Source organism: Hahella sp. NBU794 (assembly GCF_050749805.1).
Taxonomy (GTDB): domain Bacteria; phylum Pseudomonadota; class Gammaproteobacteria; order Pseudomonadales; family Oleiphilaceae; genus Hahella.
In genome coordinates, this window is the sequence record NZ_CP192738.1 from 3,531,378 (window position 1) to 3,549,878 (window position 18,501).

The following is an 18,501-nucleotide window of genomic DNA, read 5'->3' on the forward strand; positions in this document are numbered from 1 at the left end:
TTATTCTCCTGTCATTCCCTGAAAGTTCCTTTTTTGAGACAGATTTCCGGCCCTGGGCCGGTTGACGATGCTCAACCACAGCGTCGCCAGTTTGGGGTACACCACCTTTGCGGAAAAAGTATCCGCAAAGCTGGCGTGTCCCCTTGCCGCCAGTTCCGCGCGCGCGTCATCATCGCTGATCGCGTAGCGCAAAGCCCGGCGCAATTCCTGAATATCCCCCGCCGGCGCCAGCAGGCCCCGGCCATCGCTCAATACATTTGCGATGCCGCCCACCGGCGTCGAGATCACACAACAATGCCGCGCCAGCGCCTCCAGAATAAACATCGGCATCGCCTCGTCTCTGGAAGGCAGCACCGCAATGGCGGCGCGGTCCAGTAGATCCATGAGCGCCTGATGGGACAGGCCCCCCACGAATTCAGCGTTGCGCAGCGTCTCGGGAACCACGCCCGCATCAATGATCGGCCCGGCGATGACCAGCTTCCAGGCGCCGACGTTAAGCGTCGGATCGACATCGCCCTCAGCCTGCAATTCTTCCCAGGCCTGCGCCAGCACATCCACGCCTTTGCGATAGGTGACGCCGCCGCCGAACACCGCCAGCTTCTCCTTGTCGCCCGGCCTGCCGGTGGCCACTGCATTGGGGATATACACAATGCGCTCCGGCGCCAGGGTTTGGGCCACGATAGCGCGAGTCTCTTCACTCAGAACATGAACATAATTCGCCCTCGAAAGGACGAAACGCACCAGTTTCGGATAACGCCGACTGAACTCGGCGAAACGGCTGCCGTGTAACTGTGCGACCACCCCAAAGCCCAGCAGTTGCGCCAGGGTTAGCAAACTGCCCTCACGCACGAAAGAACCGTCCTGGGACAGATGCACCACTATGGCGTCCTTGGTTCTGCGTCCACGCAGGCGCAGAATTCTCCACATGGCGCTGAAATACAGTCCCAGCGCTTTGACGCCTTTGGAGCCGTCCCGGGACGGGATTACCTCCACTTTGAGGTTTTCAAACGGCCAGTTCAGGTAGGCGTTGATCACCTGGGTCATACCGCCCGCCACCTCGCCATGTCGCCCTACGTGCCATACCACGGGCGTCGACTTGTTTAAGCTCATGCTTCACGCCTCCGCACCGCCTCCACGAAAGACACCAGCTCTTTGCGGATACCGTCCAGGGACACCCTGGCCTGCCCCAGCGTATTCAGATAACTTTCCCGCTGTCGCAGCGTATCCTCCAGAAACTGGCCTATGCGTTCCGCAGACCAGGTCGCGGCGCTTTGCCCCACGCCTTTCAATCCGATGGCCTCAAAATGTCGGTCCACTTTGCTGGAATTATCCGTGGTCAGACCCGCTGGCGCGGCGCCTTCCGTATAGGCGGCGATGAGTACATGGAGGCGGTCGCTGACCACCAGCGCCGCGCGCCGATAGACATCCCGCAAACGCATCTCCTGCTGCATATGGTCATGGCCGTCCCAGTCCAGAACCTGCCCGCCCAGGCTGCCGGCCAGCTCGCGGGAGCGCGCGGAGTCCATCAGCACCTGAGTCACCGCCATGATTTCCAGATGATGTTTCTGCGCGAAATCACGGACGGCCTTCCGCCAGGCGTCGTTGGGCGCCGGCCGGTCGCCGCGCATGGACACAATCAGATAGCGACGGTTCTCCATGGAGGAAATACGGCTGAGTTCGCCGCCTTCCGCAAACGCCAGATCCGGCATCACGCCGCCGTGTCCCAAGTATTGGAAAGAACCCTGATCGCGCCAATAGGTGAGATCGGACACTTTCAGCGAAGGCGTTATCAGGCGGCGATAGAAGCTGGAGAAATTACGTACGCCAGAGCCCAGACGCGCGACGCTGCCGCCGCGCGCCTTGAAGCGTTTCGCCATGGGCAGCACGCCAAGGTGCTCCTTCATGCCTTTCAGACTCAACTGGATTTCTCCGGGCTTGAACAGATAAATGCTTTTCTGGCGCCGACTGGCTTCCATACCGGCGCGATACCAGGACAGAAACGAAGTATAGACATGATCGTCCGGGCGCAGCTGCAGCGCCTCGGTATAGCCGGCGGGAGCGTCGCCGGTGAACACATGCAATCGCGAATCGCCCTGCAGCCACTTGGCTAACGGGCGTCTCAGGATGATGTCGCCGATGTTCTGGTATTGACCGATAAGAGGTAAAAAAATCGGGGTCATGATTTCAACTTCCTTGCTTCAGAGCCTCGTGACAGGCTTTCTCATGGATGGCGAAGTAGGTTCCAGCCAATTTCCTTGCAATGACTGGATAGTCCCTGTGGGTTCTTAGGTAGCGAATGGCGTTCTCCATTCTTTGCCGGCGCGTTTCCGTCGCTTCTTTGAGCAGCGTTTCCGCTGCGTTCGCAAAGTCTTCCGCGGTATAAGGAACGCAAAGTCCGGCGCCGGATTGCTCGATCACCATTTGCTGGTCCGGGTTGTCGTTACAGACGACGGGCACGCCCAGCGCCATGTATTCGATCAGTTTGGTCGGCGAGGAGCAGTCAAGCAGCTCGCCCCGGGGAATGGGCGACAAGCCCACTTCCGCCTGGCGAATGTAGCGCCAGGCTTCCTGAATCGGCAGCCAGCCGGTCCAGATCAGAATATCGTCGACGCCCAACTGGCGCGCCCGCTCCTGCAGCCACGCTTTGTGCTGTTGATCATGGGTGTCGCCGACGATCAGCAGCACAATATTGGGAAGGCGCCAGCGCAGCAGCGACGCCATTTCAAACAGGGTTTCGATATTGCGGACGTAATCCAGGCTGCCCAGATAAATCAGCGCGCGTCGGCCCCGCATGCGTTTATCGACGCTGACATCGTCTGTGGCGTCCGCATCAAAAGCCGCTACGGAAGCCTGCATGCGTTCCAGATCCACGCCCATGGGAACCGGGGTCATACGCTCGGCGGGCGCGCCCCGGCCCGCCATGTCCTGTTTCATTCGCTCCGACTGCACAAAGATATGATCCGCCCGACTCAGCACGAGTCGGTACAGAACAAAGCGTCCCAGCAGTCCGCGCAACAGCAAAGGCAGCGAAGCGAGCTTCTTCAAACCTGTGGCCCGGCGGGCGCGGTCTATCTGGCCTTCCGGATAGGGATAAGAGCACCAGTACAGGAACGGCATGCCTTTGAGACGGGCGAGTATCAGCGCCATTAACGCGATAAAGGGCATATCCCGCACCTGTACGCCGTCATGCCGGTCGCGTCGGGACTGCGCCAGCGCCATGAACATATGCATGAATACGGCGAGATGTTTGAGTCGGCGCGGCGGGTCCGCCAGAATCGCCTCGCCGCCGCCCCAGGCCTCCTCCTGTTCCTGCGCGCCGGGTTTGCGAAACGCGACAATGTCGGAATACACCCCATGGCGGGGTAAACCGTCGCCAAAAAGCAGGCCCACATCCACTCGTCGGGCGGGAAATAACCCTGGCGTCAGATAAAGCAGTCTCATCGTTCTCATGCCGCGCGCGCGCCTCTCTTAACTAGCGATTTCAACAATCCTGTCTCCTCTACGGTGAAAGGCCGGAGCAACCACACTGACACCACGAAAGCGCCGACGATCAGCAGTGAATAACCCAGCAATGGAATAAGGCCGGCGCCGAGCGCCGCGACGGAAACGTCCGGGCTGATCGCGCCGGGAATGATCGCCACCGCCATGGCCAGAATGAGTTTGGTCTGATTGAGCCAGTCGAAGGCGTAGTCGCACCGCTGCTTGAGCCCCGCGATGATGAAGCTGTTAAACAGCACATGTCCCAGCCCGATGGCGATCACCGCCGCCCACACGCCGATGCCCAAGTGCAGCAGCGCCCACAGGCTGGGCAACGTGATCAAGCCCAGGGCTGCGCCCCATTTACACAGGTTGGCCTGATCCATCGTCACGGCGGCGGTTTCCAGTAAAAGCCGCTGGCTGTATGGGATCAGGCACAACAGGAATCCGAAGAACAGGTAACCGGAGTCGCTGAATTTGCCGCCGGAAATAAGCTGGATGAGTTCGTCGCCGAATACCGCCGCCACAGACACCAACGGCAGCAGTATCACCAGACTGACTTTGCCGGCGGAATTGGTCAGGCGACTCAGCTCAGGGGCGCCGCCGCCGTTGACGTAGACCGCCACCAGTTTCGGCCGGATCAGGCTGAACAGCAGCGACGCCGGCAGGTAACGCGCAATCTGGTCATTCAAGGTGCGCAGAAAGCCGAACACCGCGGAGGCCTCCGGCCCCAGGTATTTCTGCAGCAGATTAACCAGCGCCTGCGGGCTGTAAAGCAAGGTCAGCAAGTGCGCGAAATACATGTGCAGGGATAGCCACCATTGCTGGCGAATGGACGGCTCCGTCCAGCCCGCCTCCCCCTGTAATCCGCGCATCGAGCGACAGAATTTGATCAGGCACGCCAGAGCGACGGCGGTTCCAAACCCGGACGCCGCCAGTTCGATCAGCACCACTGTGTACAGCCCCATCCCAGGCTGCGCCAAGGTTTGCGCTGATGGCAAAAGTATTGGCAGGGTAAGGTTGGAACCGGAAAGCCGCCACAGGACGAGTAACCCAGCCAGATAAAGCAGCTGCCGCCCCACCATGCTGGCCCGAATGCCGCCCTGCAACAGCAGCGGCCCGAGCACCGCCTCCCGCAGGAAACGGCCAACGCCCTCTACCAGAAAGACGCCCAGAAACACCAGTGCGGCGGGCCGGAACGCTTCCAGCCCCGCCCAGCTGAGATAGGCATCCATCAGCCCTGCGAATAGCAAGGCGCAGGCGATAAGCGCCGCGCTTTGCCATGCCACGACGCGGCGGCAGAACCCGATTAAACGGGGCCCGTCCGCCTTAAGGCGATACTCGGGAAGCTGCCGCGCGGTGAGCCAGGCCAGCCCCAGTTGCGCCAGGGAGCGGCCAATTTCCGTCATAGCCAGCAGAGTGACGTAGGCGCCGTATTCCGTCACCGGCAGCAAACGCACCGTCACCAACAGAATGCCGAGGGTCAGCAAGGCGGAGATAACTTTGCCGGACAGGAACTTCTTCGTGCCGGAAATCAGCGCCTGACGTGAATAAGGATGACTCATGCCGCCGCCTCCGCATGTCGGGATTCACGGTAAAGCCACGCCAGATACCCCAGCATGCCCCAGAACAGAATCTGAAAGGGCAAACCCTCCAGCAAGGTGCTGCGATAAACCGGATAGATCATGCAAAGACTCAGCGCCGCCTGAATGCCGGCGGCGTCCGCCATGATCCGGCGACCAAATCGCGCGGCGCGCAACCTGCCGGCGGTCAGCCAGGCCGACACTAATACGCCGTAGAACAGCAGAGAGCCCAACAGCCCCTGCTCCCACAACAAGGAAGACAATGCCGTGAGGCTGACTCCGAAGCCCGGATAACGCAGCGCAATGGTTCCGCCGGTGGCGTCGTGGGCGGAGCCGATGCCGCAGCCGAAGAAGAAAGAGACGGGGTCATGCAGGCCTTGCTGATGGAACCAGAACAGCAACCCGGTGAGACGATTCAAGTAGTAGCCGCCGTAACCCTTGTCGCCCATGTTGTACGCCATGGTGTCGGACAGCATTTCCGACAGGCTCTGCGCCTTCACCAGTTGCAGATAGGCGTAGGCGGCGCCCAGTGTCAGCAACGCGCCGACGATCAACGCCAGCACCGCCAGATGAGGTTTTCTCAACAACTCCCGGCCATACAGGGTGACGAACATCACCGGCAGAAAAATCACCACGACCTTGGTTTCACCGAGGAACAGCGGCGTCAGAGCGAACAGTCCCAGGACTGCAAAGTGGCGCGGCGTTATCAGCTTTTCGCTGCGTCTGGCCAGCAGGAAGCCCAGAGCGATCACCAGAAAACTCGCCATTTCGGCGTTGGCGCCGCCGGCGTAACGGGTTGCGCCGAAAGTGCCGGCCACCACGTCGATGGGGATCATACCGGGATAGGCGTATTGCAGGCTTTCCCTGACAGGCACGAGCTTGAGCAGCTCATAGAGCGCGAACGGCAATTGCACGATCACCAGCGCCGCGAACAGCCGCACCCAGCGGTCCATGTCCGCGCGGGAAAAACTTAGCCAGGCCAGTGCGAAACAGACGCCCATGACCTGAAAGTAGCGTTTGAATCCGCTGGCGAGTTCAAAGAGCGTCGATTGCGCCGCGCCGTTCAATAAGGCGTAGCCGACAAACACCAGCGCCAGCCAGATAAACAGCGGCTGCTTTTCGGCGCTGGCGGGATTGAGCAGGCGGCGCGAGGCGGCGCTGAGGAACAGGATCAGCCCCAGCACGGAAATGCCCCACACTGCTTTCTTGCTCAGGCCTTCCGCCCAGATGGGCGCCAAGCCGGCTACGAACAGGCCTAAAAACAGGATCAACCACAGGGTGATGGCGGCGTTGGCGAACGCCAGCAGGCCGACGATCATGCCCGCCGCCAGACCCGCCAGCAACAGGTTGCCGGTGGAGGCGACCACGCCGAATACAACGGCGGCGCCCAGCGCCCCCAGAATGATCAGCGCTTCCACCCCGTATCGCTCAAAAAATACCAACGCGCTGCCTGCGCCGGCTTGCAACTGCTGACTGAAAATCATCGAACATCCTTTCGATTAAAAGTAAGAGTCCTTCCGGTTATTTACTGCGTCAACCTGTTATGTGAATCCTTACTGAGTCAAACCCGCCAGACGCTGCCGCGACGCTGGCGATATTTCCGTTAAAAGCGCGTCCACCAGCTCCCGCTGTTTCTGAAACGCGCGCAGGGAATCTTTATCCACGGAGGACACGCGAAACAGCAGTCCATCCGGAATGTAACCACGGAAGCCGTAACTGACCTCCTTCAATTTCTTGTCCACCTTGTTGGCGATCACCTTCTCGCCCACCGTCGCCCAATAAGTCACCGGTTCATGGCGCTGCCCCTGTGACGTCAGCAGACGGGTGATGCGAATCTGGCCATAATCGGTCTGCAACAGCCCGGTGGTCTTGTCCGCCAAAGTGAACCCCTGGGCCGGATAGCAGACTTCCGGGTAGTGCATCTGAATGGCGTCGCGCTGGTCTTCGCCGTAAGCAATGGAAACCATTACTCGGTAACCCGATTCGTCCACATAGGTACGGGACAGCGTCTGGTTATAAATGCGATCGATCGTCTCCCGGGTCTGCGGATCGACGATCTGGTTAGCGGAGTGCGTGACTTCGCGCCACCCGCCGAACACCTCAGGAATCATCGCATCCAGCTTCACTTTGGCGATGTGATCCGAGAGCATTTCCCTTGGCGTCAGGGCATACGCCGACACCGCGGAAATCACCATGGCCGCGCAGGCGATCAGACTGGTCTTGTGATTACGCATTGGCCTGTCTCCTCCTTGTCGCCGGTTTCAGCGCCAGATGCAGGATTGAGTCGACGCCAATAATGAGCAACAACGCGCTGACAAACAGCACGATGCCGGCGAATCCATGCAGAAAGCCCTGCCCCGCCTCATCGCCGTAGTGATAGGTGATCAAGGTCAGCGCCAGCACCCTGATGAAATTGGCGACAAATGAAATCGGAACAATGGCGATGGCAAGGGCGACGTTACGCCAGATCGATTCGTGACGCACGATGTGCAGATAGAACAGCCCCATCGCCTCCAGCGTAAACAAGGTATGCAATCCCGCGCAGGCGTCGGCGATCAGCAGGCGGTATTGGCCGACCTGCAGAATCACTCCTGATCGGGATACCGGATAGCCCGCCCAGTAAAGCACCTGATCCACGGACCAGGACACCGCGGTTTTCATGGGCAGCGTCAGCGCGCTCACCAGCGGTCCCGGCAAGGGCGCCATAAAAATCATGAACAGCAGTGGAAACCACATCATTTTCACGGCTTCGCGACCTCGCAGCAGCAAAAGCAGCCCTGCGACCACCGGAATCTGCGAGCCCACTTCGAACAGCAAAATGTCCTGCGACCGCCCCAATACATATAGAACCAGGCCGCCGCCCAGGGCGACACAACCTTCCAGGGAGGCGGGAGCAAACTCAAGCCGGTGAATGTCCTGGCGTTTTTTCCAGAAAAACCACAGCACCAGAGTGAGAATAATCGGCTCATGCCCCTGCTCACCCGACGCCCACGAAGAACCGGCCAGATCGTAGTAGGTGGGCAGATAAAGCACGACAACGCCTAATAGTACGGGCGACCATTCGCTAATCGCCGGAATATGGGGTCGGGTGATCGTCTGCTGCATGATGTTTCAGTGCTTCGCGCGCGTGAGTGTCAGGTTTTGTTTAATAGACTCCCGGCGATGGCGACGCCGTTTTGCTCTAGATTCGCCACCAGGGATTTAAGGCCTCTGACGTCAGTTTTGTGCTGGCTCGCCACCACCAGCGCCCCGCCCGCCTGGGCGGATATCGGCTGCGCGTCGGAGACCGACGCTCCTGGCGGAGTGTCGAAGATGACGATGTCGTAGTGCTCCGTCAATTCCTCCATCAGACTGGGGAAACGCGGCCGGCTGAGCAGCTCCTGGGGATTGGGCGGAATCGCCCCGGCGGTCATCAGAAACAACCCCTGCAGGCCTTCGATCCGTCTCACCGCTTCCCGCCAGGGAATGCGATCAGCCAGCACCGTAGAAAAACCAAATTTATTGGCGCGCTTGAACAGCTCATGCTGCCGCGGCGTACGCAGATCGGCGTCCACAATCAACGTGCGCTCTCCCAGTTGCGAGAACACCACCGCCAGATTGGCGGCGACAAAACTACGGCCTTCGCCATGATTTGCGCTGACCACGGACAAGGCTTTGCGCCCGTTTTGCGCGTCAAACCAGCGCAGCAGCAATTGGCTGCGCAAAGCCCGCAGTTGTTCGACGATATGACTGAACGGGTTGAACGCGGCGACCACTTCCTGACTGATGCGGTCGTCGGACGCCTGCAAATAGGAGTAAACAAACTGCTGCGACAACGCGAACTGAATATCCTGGTCGTCCAACAAACCCAGTTGCATGGCGGCGTCGCCAAAACGCAGACCGGGCTTGCTTTGCTGCAAACGCAGAATCTGCTCCGCGGCGGCGGGCTCCAGACGCCCGCTGTCGATCAATATGGCGCCAATGGATGGCGAATGACTGCTGAGGTTTAGAGCTTCCATGTTCATCAGGCTTCTCCCGCCAATGGATAAGAGCCGCCCGCCATCGCGCCGTTCTTCAGTCCCGACGGTCTGGCGGTATCGGTCTTCCCTTCTTTTTTCTTCGTCATGGATACCGGCGCTTTACTCAATTGCGCCAATACGGGAACGCCAAGTGCGGATTGCAGATCTTCTACAGAGCGCACCCTAGGGTTGCGTAATTCCAGAATCAGCGCCGCGCCGACAGACAATAGTCCTCCCAGCATCACCGCGATAACAAGATTGAGAAACAACATGGGTTTGCTGTGCTTGAGGGGCGGCGACGCCGGCGTCAATACGGAGACATTGGTCTGCACCGTTTGCGCCTCCAGCTGACTTTGCGTGAGACGCTGGCTGATGGCGTCGAAATCCCGCTGCGCGGTTTCCACCTGATGGGACAGAATCTGAATCTGGTCGTGCTGACTTTTCAGCTCCAGCATTTTCTTTTTCTGTTCTTCGATGGCTTCTTTCAGTTCCGCCTGTTTGGCTTTGCTGACGCGTCCAACTGTAGAAATGGATTCCGCGATCTTGGCGGTTTCCATGCGCAGACGGGATTTCATGCTGGCCAGTTCGGACGCGGCGCTTTTGTATTGCGGGTGGTTGACGCCATAGTCTTCGGACAACTCCTGCAGCCGCGACTCCATGCGCGCAATGTCGGTTTTGAGCTGGATGATCAGCGGATTGCGCATGATTTCCGGCAGCGTGTCGCTACCCTGGTTGAAGCCCTGCTTGCTGGAGGAATCCGTGCCTTCCGCCAGGGCCAGACTCAGCTGCGCGGTCAGCTCGCCCAGTTTCTGGTTTTCGAAATCCAGGCGGTCATTGGTCACTACGATGCCGGTTTCCTGTTGAAAATTAGACAGCGCCTTTTGCGCTCTTTGCAGGCGCTCGCGCTGGGTTTCGTATTGCTGCTCAAACCAGGCGGCGTATTTTCTCGCCGGCTCCGCCCGCAGATCGATCGTGGTGTCGATATAGGCTTGTGCGAACGCGTTGGCGGCGGTGGCGGCGAAGCGGGGGTCCGTGGCGCTGAACTCCACGCTGATGACATTGCTTTCCCGGGCGGGACTGACTTCCAGATTTTTCTTCAGACCCGGCGCCATCCACACGGCGATGGTTCCCTGGCCGCCGGTTTCCTCCAGCCACTTGTCGCGGGTTTCAGGGTTTTCGTCCAGTTTCAGCAGGCGCACTACGCCCTGTGCGACGCGATCGCTGGTGATGATATCCATCTGCGTCGCCATATAACCCGGCGACATCATGCCCGGCAGCACCATGCCGACAATGCGGTCGGGGGTCTGCACGTCCAGCACCACAGTGGTGGAGGCGGTGTATTCTTTGGGAATGAGCAGGCTGACCACGGCGGTGGTCGTTATCGTGGCCAGCAGGACGCTCAGCACTACCCAGCGCCGCGCCCACAGAACCAGTAATACATGTTTCAAGGTCATTACTTATCTTTCCTGGAACAGATCTTTCCTAGAACAAACTTTCGCGAATGTAGATAACGTCATCGGCGCGCACGAGGTCGTACAGCTCCGATTCTTTCAACTCCACATCGCCTTTGGCGTCCTTGCGATACACCTTGATGCCATTGTCGGTGCCGCGCAGGCTGACTCCCCCGCCCTGGGCCAGAGCCTGTTGTACGGTCATGTTGCGTTCGACCCGATAGACGCCGGGACGCTGCACCTCGCCGTAGATGTAATACACCGGGGCCTTATCCACAAAGATCACATCGCCGCCAGCCACCAGGATGTTAGCGTTGCGTTCCCCCTGGGCGAAGATGGCGGGGAAATCCACCTCTCTGTGGAACGGCCTGCCTTCGCGAATCCCTGACACCACGACAATGTCAGAGCCTGAATCGGTGACGCCGCCGGCCATCGCCAATACGTCGGAAAGCCGGGTCTTTTGCGTCTCCAATGGAAAGCGGCCGGGGCGGCTCACCTGCCCCAACACCGACACCTGATTGCCGCGAATTTCCAGCAGCGTAATGGTGACCTGAGGGTCCTTCACGTACTTGCCTTGACGCAAACCTGCGGCGATTTGCTGTTCCGCCGCCGCCAGGGTTTCTCCACCCAGTTGCAGGCTGCCGATCAGCGGGTAAGTAATACTTCCGTTTTCGGAAATACGGGTATCCAGAGTCAGGTCCGGTTGTTGAAATACGTTGATGCGAATCGCGTCCCCGGGGGCCAGGCGGTAATTCAGGCCGGCGACCTCCGCCCGGACTGGCGTAAACAGGATCAGCGTCAACAGACCCAGCACTATCTTTGTTCGCATTTGCGTCAATTGCATGACGTAAGAAAATAAAGCTTCCATGTTTTTAGTCGCCGTTACGCATCACTTCCCAGTTGTAAAGAAACGGCGTCGGCATTGCGGATATCCTCTCCGCCCTCGACGCCGCTGTTTTCAGTTCCTATCTCCACGCCTGCCTCCCCGCCTGCGGCAGGGATGGCAAGCCGCTTGAAGTCGCCGACATACTCGATGGCGGCGCTGTGTTTTAAGCGCTCGACTTCTTCGGTAACGGTTTTTTGTACCTTCAGATTATGAAGATATTGTGTAATGCGGGGCTTGGCGTCTTCTTCGGACACTGGTCTTTCCTGCGAGGCCGCCACTCTGACGACCAAATAATTGTTGGGACCCTGGAACAAGGTCATCGCGCCGTCTTCCAGTCTTGCCACCTGGGTCAACAATTCCAGACCGATCTGCTCCGCGGAGCGGTTCGCCGCATTGACGCGGTATTGCACGCCCTCTGATTTCAGCCAGGAAACGATGTCTTCCAGTTGTTTGGCGTTATTAACTTTTTCATTAAGCGGCGCAAGCAGTTCCTGCCGCGGCTCAATGGCGACTTCCTGCAGGCTGTACAGCTTGCGCTCAGCGAATAACGCGGGATGTTCTTCGTAATATTGGTGAATGTCTTCCTGAGAAGGCTGCGACAGCGCGCCAATCACCTGTTGCAGGTACGCGCGGGCGATGATGCTTTTCTTCATGGATTCAATCGCCATGACCACATCGGGACTGCGGTCCAGCTTAAGCTCCACCGCTTTGTCGTAAGCGACTTGCTGCTCCACCAGCTCATCCAACGCCTGCGCCCGCGCCGTGTCGGAACTGACGCCCTGAGAAGGCTGCTTGGCGAGTATGGCGTTAAGCTGATGAATAGAAATTTCCGAACCGTTGACTTTGGCGACTACCTGGGTTGCGTCCGTCGCCTCGCCTGCGCCGCCGCACCCGGCCAAAGAACCCGTCAGGGCGGCCAGAAAGACAAACTTCGGATAGGAAGTTCTATGGAGAAACATTGCTAAATCCTTTAGTTAATATGTGCGGCGCGATTGACCACACAGTTACACATTCCTACATGTGGGCTACATACTAAACCTAAAAAATTTCCAGTGATAGTGATTCTCACTAAAAAGTAAAGGTTAACGACAGGGTCGCCATATCGCTGTTGAAATCTGCGTTCGCCTGGTTCGAAGCACGCCTCTCCCGCTGCAACGCCGCGCCTATCAGGACGCAGTTGGCGGGGCTCCAATCGCCCCCTAAAACCAGCGTTTGCAAGCGGTCTTTTCGCCCATCCAGTCCGGTCAGCAAACCGCCCTGGTAGTCCCTTTCTTCATAGCGCCAGCGGGCATGCAGACTCACTTTGGCGGAGTAACGCCACAGCGGCCCGATAGAGACCAAACGTCGCCGATAATAACTGCTGTTATAGTAAGCCTGACTGGCTATCACTTTACCGACATCCGTAACCGGCGAACTTTGATAGGACACCAGATTTTGTTCGACCGCCGCGGTCACACGGGTTGATCCTGTCCATTGATAATCCAGACTCAGCCCGCCAATGGCGCCTTGATAGTCCCGCTCGCCGTAGTGATCGTGTTCGCGTTCGACATAGCCAAGGTTGCCGCGGATTTTTGATTTACCGCTGAACATCCACAGGAAACGCATTTCCGCAAGACTCTGTTCGAAACCGGAATCCACACGATCCGTCGTGCTGATGACGCGATTGGCGTAATCGCCGTCTGTCTTGCGCAGCGAGACGGAAACATTACTGCCGGAAGGCGCCTCATATCCCATGCCCAGTTCGAGAGAATCAGATTGATAGTCCCCTTCAACGCGATACAGGGAGCTGTTTTCCTGTTGATAGTGGGCGCCGCCGGCCAGTAGCTTCCAGCCCCCGGCGACACGCCAGTCCGCGTCCAGGTAATAGCGACGAAGGGTGCGGATATTCTGCTCGGTTCCGGAAAAGTCGGCGAAGCTGTTGATGGATTCGTTGTAGTCGGCGCCGAGTACGCCCTGCAGTCGGCTGGTGGCCAGCCAGTCCCAGGCTGCTTCGGCTTCCCAGGCGGAGTAATCCAGGTAGTCGTAATGATGGTAGCGGTTATCGGAAAACCGGGCGTCCAGTTTCAGGTTCTGGCGGGAGATCGCCTGCTCGCCGCTGACCGCCGCGAAGGTGGAAACAATCTGCTCATTTCTTTCGTTATCGGAGGTCGACCGGAACAGGTTGTCTTCATGACGCAAAAGGCTGCCTGCGCTGAATTCCCAGGCGTCGCCGACTTTACCCTGCGCCGCCGTGCAGTAAAACAATGACAAGCCCGCTGTAATCCATGCGGTAGGTTTGATCGGACAGAACATTTGAATTCGTCACTCACATTAAGAACGCGATCCTGCGCTCCAAAGAATTTTAAGGCAGACGCCGAACACCCTGCGCTGAAGTCGTGAATGACCTGAATAAAAAGAGTCGAAGCCATGACGCACGCTTCAAGCGACGGAAAATCCAAGATCCCTGGATGGCGTCTGTGTAGCACAAAGCGAAGGCCATTCTAGAGGAGATTCCGTTTCCTTACTATTACGAAATAGGATGCTTATATTACGAAATCAGGATAAATCGGCGGAGTTGGTTGCAAGCCCGCAGCCTCTTCGTGGCGGGCCGCGTTGAGAATAGAGGTTTGCGTAATGACTCCACATCGGAGCGAGATGAGCTAGACTGGTTAGGTTAAGCAGTTGAACAACAAAACAGGCCATTAGGGACCACAAAGAGCTGTGATTAGGGAGAACAAAAAGGATGACTCAATCTTTGATTGACGGCGACTGGCGCCAGCTGCTCATTGACGACAACGTGTGCGACGCCCCCAAGCATCAGGTTATCGACGCCAAGCACAAGCAACTGCAGGACCTCAAAGCACGACCGGACACCCCCGTCCAGGTTCGGCGGCTGATTATCTCCGCCTGTGATGCACTGGAGCGTTTGAAGGGACATGTCGGCGCGGAGGAGTTTTATGTTTATTACGGGCGTCTGACTGACTTGCTCAGAGTCATTGGCAAGGAACTGGAGGTCTGCGGCATCGCCGTTGACTAGCCCTATTGCGCACGAGCCGTCGCCTTAATATTTGGATATTGGGTCGGCGACGCGCGGGCGTCTATGAGAGCGGGAGTATTGGTCGCCCATGTCTCCCGCTTAGGTTTCAGACTATCAATCCGTCAGACAAATAACGTCCGTCTATTTGTCTGCAAGCGACCTATCTGTCAGTGAACGACAAATTGTCTGCAAACTACAAAGTGAAAGCTTACGCTTTCTGGCTGCGTCGACGGGCCACGTAGCCCACGATGCCCAGGCCGGCCATCCACATGGCGTAGGCGTCGGCTTCGGGAACCATGGTTACAGCGGCTGCGCCGAACTGATTGGAAGCGAAGTAAACGTCACCGATCAAGATAGAATCCGTGGCGCCATTCAGGTTGAGGTTGATCTCGCCCAGCTTGGTTTTCCATCCATCAAAAACGCTGCTGTTATAAGCGCCGATAATGCCTTCGTTCGCCGGGCCCGCATACCATTGAAAGCTGGTGATGTTGCCGTCTACGATGGTCAATACGCCGCTGTCGCCGTCCTGGGTGCTGTCGGGAGTCCAGGTGACGCCATCCGGCGCCTCTTGACGAGTCCCTTCAATACCGCCAAGCATGCCGCTCACAATCGCCAGATTCAGGCCATTGGAGTTGAGGCTCACCTGGTGCGTACCAGTCAGGTAATTATCGAAGTTGGGAAGAATAATCTGACCGAGGAACGTCGCGTAGGATGCATCCTCCATGAATATGTCAGTGTATTCGTCAATCGTTTGCTGGCTGTGATAATTCGGGTCAAAAGTCAGGTCGACGCTTCCGGAAAAATCAAAAACCAGTGTGCTGGCGCTAACGCCCATACTCACTGCCGAAAGCGTTGTCGCCAGGACTGCCCCTCTAAAAGGATTCATGTTTAACTCCTTGTTTTATTGGGTTGAGGTCCATTTCCATAGGCGATACAAAGTTTCTAACTAATACGACTCATAATAGAAATACGACGTCGCCGACATGAATAATACTCATTCGTATAAAAAGAAAACAACTGTTGACACAATAAAAGTCCAACAACCGTTACGCGATTTTCCATTGGGTGATCAAGATATCGAGCGATGTGATAAAGCGTTCCGAATCCAGCCGGCATCCTTTGAATCGCCTGCCTGGACAGGGTCTACCACTGCTCGGACAACGTCATCAGTACTTAATACCATCGCCCCCGAAACCACCGAATAATCCGCGCTGTATTTGACTTTAAGCAGGCCAGCGCGCCTTTGTTTTTACCGCTTTATTCCATTTTCTTTATGGACGTTACAATCGCTTATATATGCAGCGTTCTCTTTTTATCTTTTAAAAACACAATAAATCAGATATGTATCAATTAGATTACGGATACATAATTATTTTTTAACTTTTTGCAGGTCTTTTCATACATAGCGCCTCATAACAATTGGTTATAAATTCGCCTTATCAGTGCGCGCCTTATATAAATATCTAATAAAAATAATCTGTTGCAAATTACGCAGTCACAGGAGCAATAACGGCTCTCCTGCCGGGGCGATGGATTTGGACTAAGCTGATGGAGTCGGGTTGTTTTGTTCTATCACTGGAATAAGGAAATTGCTATGAGCGACTATGTGATTGGCGGCTGGACGCAAAACCCTGCAGACTCTTCTCCTCAGTCTTTTTCTTACACCATGTACGGCATGGTGACCAACCTTTCCGGGCTAACGACCGGCACGCCTCAGTCTCCGGGGTGGAGTCCGGACACGACTGCTGCGCCTGGCGGATCAGGCAAAGTGCTTTGGACCTACGGCGGCGGTGGCTGTACGCCGAACAACATGCCCCAGAACGCGACGGAAGTGAGCGCCATCGTCAATGCCACCCAAACCAAAAACTGGGCCGGCGTGGATTTTGATGACGAGTGCTACATGAACGTGGACATGCTGGTTGAGACGATGAGCAAGCTGAAATCGCTCAGCAAAGAATGCAGCTACACCTTCCTGGCCGGTTGGGATTACAACAACCCCAGCGCCTCCAGCGAGGGAACCAAGATCAATCAGGCCGTGCAAACCATGGCGCAATCCGGCGCGGTCAACCGCTTCTGCCTGATGTGCTACGCCGAAGCCATGTGGAGCATGAGCGACATTGAAGCCAACGTGGGCCCGGCCATCAAACGCACCATATCCAACGGCGTTCCCGCCAAGCAGGTGATACTGGCGCTGACGCCCGCCGGATTGAATCAGCAGAACCTGACCTACTTCCTTGATCAGGTGACGCAAAACGGCATTGGCGGTCTTTTCATCTGGGACTACCCCGCTATGCCCAGCAGCTACCTGCAGCAGATTGAGCAGACGCTGTTGGGCTCCTGAATTTCAGGTTAAGCGACGGGACCTGCGCGGGGCAGGCTCCGTCTTTCATGGCTTGTCGTGTTAGTTAAAATAATAGCTAGTGAGGATCATAATTAGTAAGAGTAAAACCCCTTGCCGGTCTTGCGACCCAAATGGCCCGCATCCACCATGCTGCGCATTAACGGACAGACCCGGTATTTCGAATCCTGAAAAGTCTGATAAAGCACATCCAGCGAGTTCACCACGGTGTCGACGCCGATCAGGTCCGCCGTCTCCAACGGCCCCATTTTATGACCGAAGCACTCTTTGAAAATGGCGTCCACATCTGCAGGTTGCGCGATGCCGTCCTGAATGGCGAACGCCGCTTCATTCATAAAAAGGTGGGAGATGCGGTTGGAGACAAAACCAGGGCCGTCTTTCACCACCACCGCTTTTTTGCCCAGCATCGCCAGCATTTCCAGACAGCGGTCTTTGGTTTGCTCTGAGGTATTCAGGCCCAGTATCACTTCCACGGTATGCTTCAGGTAAACCGGGTTCATGAAGTGAACGCCGATGACCTGCGCTGAGGTTTTATGAAAAGACCCCAGCTTGGTGATGGGAATACAGGAGGTGTTGGCCGCCAGAACGGCGTTGGGCGCAATAAACTCGGCCATGCGAGTATACAGCGCCTGTTTAAGTTCAATGTTTTCCGGGATATTCTCGACCACGAAGGCGCAATCAGAGATCGCGCTCAGCTCATTCGTCCAGCGAATGTTGTCCAGAATATCCTGAGGTTTCTTCCCTTTCGCCAGTGGGCTGAACAACGGCGCGTAACCCGCCGTCTCCAGCACGCGCGCCCGACTTTGCTCGCAGGACGACTCGTCTTTTTCAACGACGACGACGTTATGGCCGCGCAGTGCGCAATCAAACGCCAGACTGGAGCCGATATTACCGCCGCCAATCACGGCAATGTTTAGTTTTGACATACAAACTTCTTCCTTGTTGTGCTTTAAAAATCTGTTTTCCGTTGACTCATCTGTTTTGGTTTACTCACCAGTTCGTCGCCCTTGATCAGTCGGCGGAATCCGGCGAGATAACTTCCCACTTTCCAAACCAGGTCAGCCCAACCGCCTTCGCCAATGACGCCGACGCCAGGTTATCGAACTGACAACGGTATTGCGGTTCATACCCCCTCTCACTGGCGCGTCTGCAAATCGCGCGCACGACTCTGCGGGCGTAGCCTTTTCCTCTGAAAGGCGGCAGCGTCAGCACGCCCAGGTCGGCGATGCGCGCGTCGTCGCCGGGATAGCTGTCCCAGGGATACATGCTGGCGGCGCAAACCAGGCTGTCGCCGATAAAAGCGCCGCAGACCTCCCAGTGATCCAGTTCAACGTAAGCGTCATCCAGGTCCTGCTCTGTTGCGGACGCCTGAAATTCAGCGAAAACGGCCTCATCCTTAATGTTTAACGAGCGGATGTCGCCTTCTGCGGCTTCCTGCATCAGTGTTTCTTTATCCTGCGCAGAGAAATAGAAAATCTCATCGGCGCCATGCAGAACCACTCCCGCGTCCTGCAGCATTTGACGCAGGTCGGCCGCCGACAGGCCGTCAAGCTGATAGACGCCCAGCTTATCCGCCATCGCCGGCGTCATGACCGCCATGACGCGCCCGTCCGACAATTCCAACACCATCAGCCGTCGTTCCTCCGGCAACGTCGCATTGGCGATCACCGTCAGGCTCCCGGTTTGCAGCAGAACTTCCCCATTTGTAAAAGGGGTCATCCAAAAATCCAT

General features: G+C 57.1%; 17 protein-coding genes. 2 read left to right on the plus strand and 15 right to left on the minus strand.

Annotation, left to right across the window (positions count from 1 at the left end; genetic code table 11):
- The 12 genes from ACQYWX_RS15825 to epsL form a co-directional block, all read right to left on the minus strand.
- Nucleotides 1-1,110, minus strand: a complete 1,110-nt coding sequence (locus ACQYWX_RS15825) for a glycosyltransferase family 4 protein (protein ID WP_431685472.1) — start codon at nucleotides 1,108-1,110, stop codon at nucleotides 1-3.
- A complete protein-coding gene (locus ACQYWX_RS15830) occupies nucleotides 1,107-2,180 on the minus strand; it encodes a polysaccharide pyruvyl transferase family protein (RefSeq protein ID WP_431685473.1) in 1,074 nt (357 codons plus the stop codon). The genes ACQYWX_RS15825 and ACQYWX_RS15830 overlap by 4 nt, the downstream gene beginning before the upstream one ends.
- Nucleotides 2,181-2,184: 4 nt before the next feature.
- Nucleotides 2,185-3,450 (minus strand): glycosyltransferase family 4 protein, encoded by a 1,266-nt coding sequence (locus tag ACQYWX_RS15835; protein ID WP_431685474.1) that lies wholly within the window; start codon nucleotides 3,448-3,450, stop codon nucleotides 2,185-2,187.
- Nucleotides 3,447-5,042: a lipopolysaccharide biosynthesis protein gene (locus ACQYWX_RS15840; protein WP_431685475.1), complete on the minus strand. Its 1,596-nt coding sequence runs from the start codon at nucleotides 5,040-5,042 to the stop codon at nucleotides 3,447-3,449. The genes ACQYWX_RS15835 and ACQYWX_RS15840 overlap by 4 nt, the downstream gene beginning before the upstream one ends.
- Nucleotides 5,039-6,544 carry a hypothetical protein gene (locus ACQYWX_RS15845; protein WP_431685476.1) on the minus strand — a complete coding sequence of 502 codons (1,506 nt, stop codon included), beginning with the start codon at nucleotides 6,542-6,544 and terminating at the stop codon, nucleotides 5,039-5,041. The genes ACQYWX_RS15840 and ACQYWX_RS15845 overlap by 4 nt, the downstream gene beginning before the upstream one ends.
- 69 nt (nucleotides 6,545-6,613) lie before the next feature.
- Nucleotides 6,614-7,294, minus strand: a complete 681-nt coding sequence (epsI, locus tag ACQYWX_RS15850; protein WP_431685477.1) for an exosortase-associated protein EpsI, B-type — start codon at nucleotides 7,292-7,294, stop codon at nucleotides 6,614-6,616.
- Entirely contained in the window at nucleotides 7,287-8,165 is an 879-nt protein-coding gene (xrtB, locus tag ACQYWX_RS15855; RefSeq protein ID WP_431685478.1) for an exosortase B, read from the minus strand. The genes epsI and xrtB overlap by 8 nt, the downstream gene beginning before the upstream one ends.
- A gap of 29 nt (nucleotides 8,166-8,194) precedes the next feature.
- The gene (gene epsG, locus ACQYWX_RS15860; protein WP_431685479.1) at nucleotides 8,195-9,064 is read right to left on the minus strand and encodes a chain length determinant protein tyrosine kinase EpsG; all 870 of its coding nucleotides are present in this window, start codon (nucleotides 9,062-9,064) and stop codon (nucleotides 8,195-8,197) included.
- Nucleotides 9,064-10,512, minus strand: a complete 1,449-nt coding sequence (gene epsF / locus ACQYWX_RS15865; RefSeq protein ID WP_279504924.1) for a chain length determinant protein EpsF — start codon at nucleotides 10,510-10,512, stop codon at nucleotides 9,064-9,066. The genes epsG and epsF overlap by 1 nt, the downstream gene beginning before the upstream one ends.
- A gap of 28 nt (nucleotides 10,513-10,540) precedes the next feature.
- On the minus strand, nucleotides 10,541-11,377 hold the full coding sequence (gene epsE, locus ACQYWX_RS15870) for a polysaccharide export protein EpsE (protein WP_216740010.1): 837 nt from the start codon (nucleotides 11,375-11,377) through the stop codon (nucleotides 10,541-10,543).
- Between the two features lie 14 nt (nucleotides 11,378-11,391).
- Nucleotides 11,392-12,354, minus strand: a complete 963-nt coding sequence (locus tag ACQYWX_RS15875) for an EpsD family peptidyl-prolyl cis-trans isomerase (protein WP_431685480.1) — start codon at nucleotides 12,352-12,354, stop codon at nucleotides 11,392-11,394.
- A 109-nt stretch (nucleotides 12,355-12,463) separates the two neighbouring features.
- Nucleotides 12,464-13,645 carry an XrtB/PEP-CTERM-associated polysaccharide biosynthesis outer membrane protein EpsL gene (gene epsL, locus ACQYWX_RS15880; protein ID WP_431685481.1) on the minus strand — a complete coding sequence of 394 codons (1,182 nt, stop codon included), beginning with the start codon at nucleotides 13,643-13,645 and terminating at the stop codon, nucleotides 12,464-12,466.
- A 472-nt stretch (nucleotides 13,646-14,117) separates the two neighbouring features.
- On the opposite strand from epsL, the gene ACQYWX_RS15885 reads away from it, so the two are divergent.
- On the plus strand, nucleotides 14,118-14,411 hold the full coding sequence (locus ACQYWX_RS15885) for a hypothetical protein (RefSeq protein ID WP_431685482.1): 294 nt from the start codon (nucleotides 14,118-14,120) through the stop codon (nucleotides 14,409-14,411).
- A gap of 208 nt (nucleotides 14,412-14,619) precedes the next feature.
- On the opposite strand, the gene ACQYWX_RS15890 is transcribed toward ACQYWX_RS15885, so the two are convergent.
- A complete protein-coding gene (locus ACQYWX_RS15890) occupies nucleotides 14,620-15,297 on the minus strand; it encodes a PEP-CTERM sorting domain-containing protein (RefSeq protein ID WP_216740014.1) in 678 nt (225 codons plus the stop codon).
- 708 nt (nucleotides 15,298-16,005) lie between these two features.
- On the opposite strand from ACQYWX_RS15890, the gene ACQYWX_RS15895 reads away from it, so the two are divergent.
- Nucleotides 16,006-16,752: a hypothetical protein gene (locus tag ACQYWX_RS15895; protein ID WP_431685483.1), complete on the plus strand. Its 747-nt coding sequence runs from the start codon at nucleotides 16,006-16,008 to the stop codon at nucleotides 16,750-16,752.
- 92 nt (nucleotides 16,753-16,844) lie between these two features.
- Here ACQYWX_RS15895 and ACQYWX_RS15900 read toward each other — a convergent pair whose 3' ends face one another.
- Nucleotides 16,845-17,696 (minus strand): 3-hydroxyacyl-CoA dehydrogenase family protein, encoded by an 852-nt coding sequence (locus tag ACQYWX_RS15900; RefSeq protein ID WP_431685484.1) that lies wholly within the window; start codon nucleotides 17,694-17,696, stop codon nucleotides 16,845-16,847.
- Nucleotides 17,697-17,781: 85 nt separating this feature from the next.
- Nucleotides 17,782-18,489, minus strand: coding sequence for a GNAT family N-acetyltransferase (locus ACQYWX_RS15905; RefSeq protein WP_431685485.1), 708 nt, complete (start codon nucleotides 18,487-18,489; stop codon nucleotides 17,782-17,784).
- Between the last annotated feature and the right edge of the window lie 12 nt (nucleotides 18,490-18,501).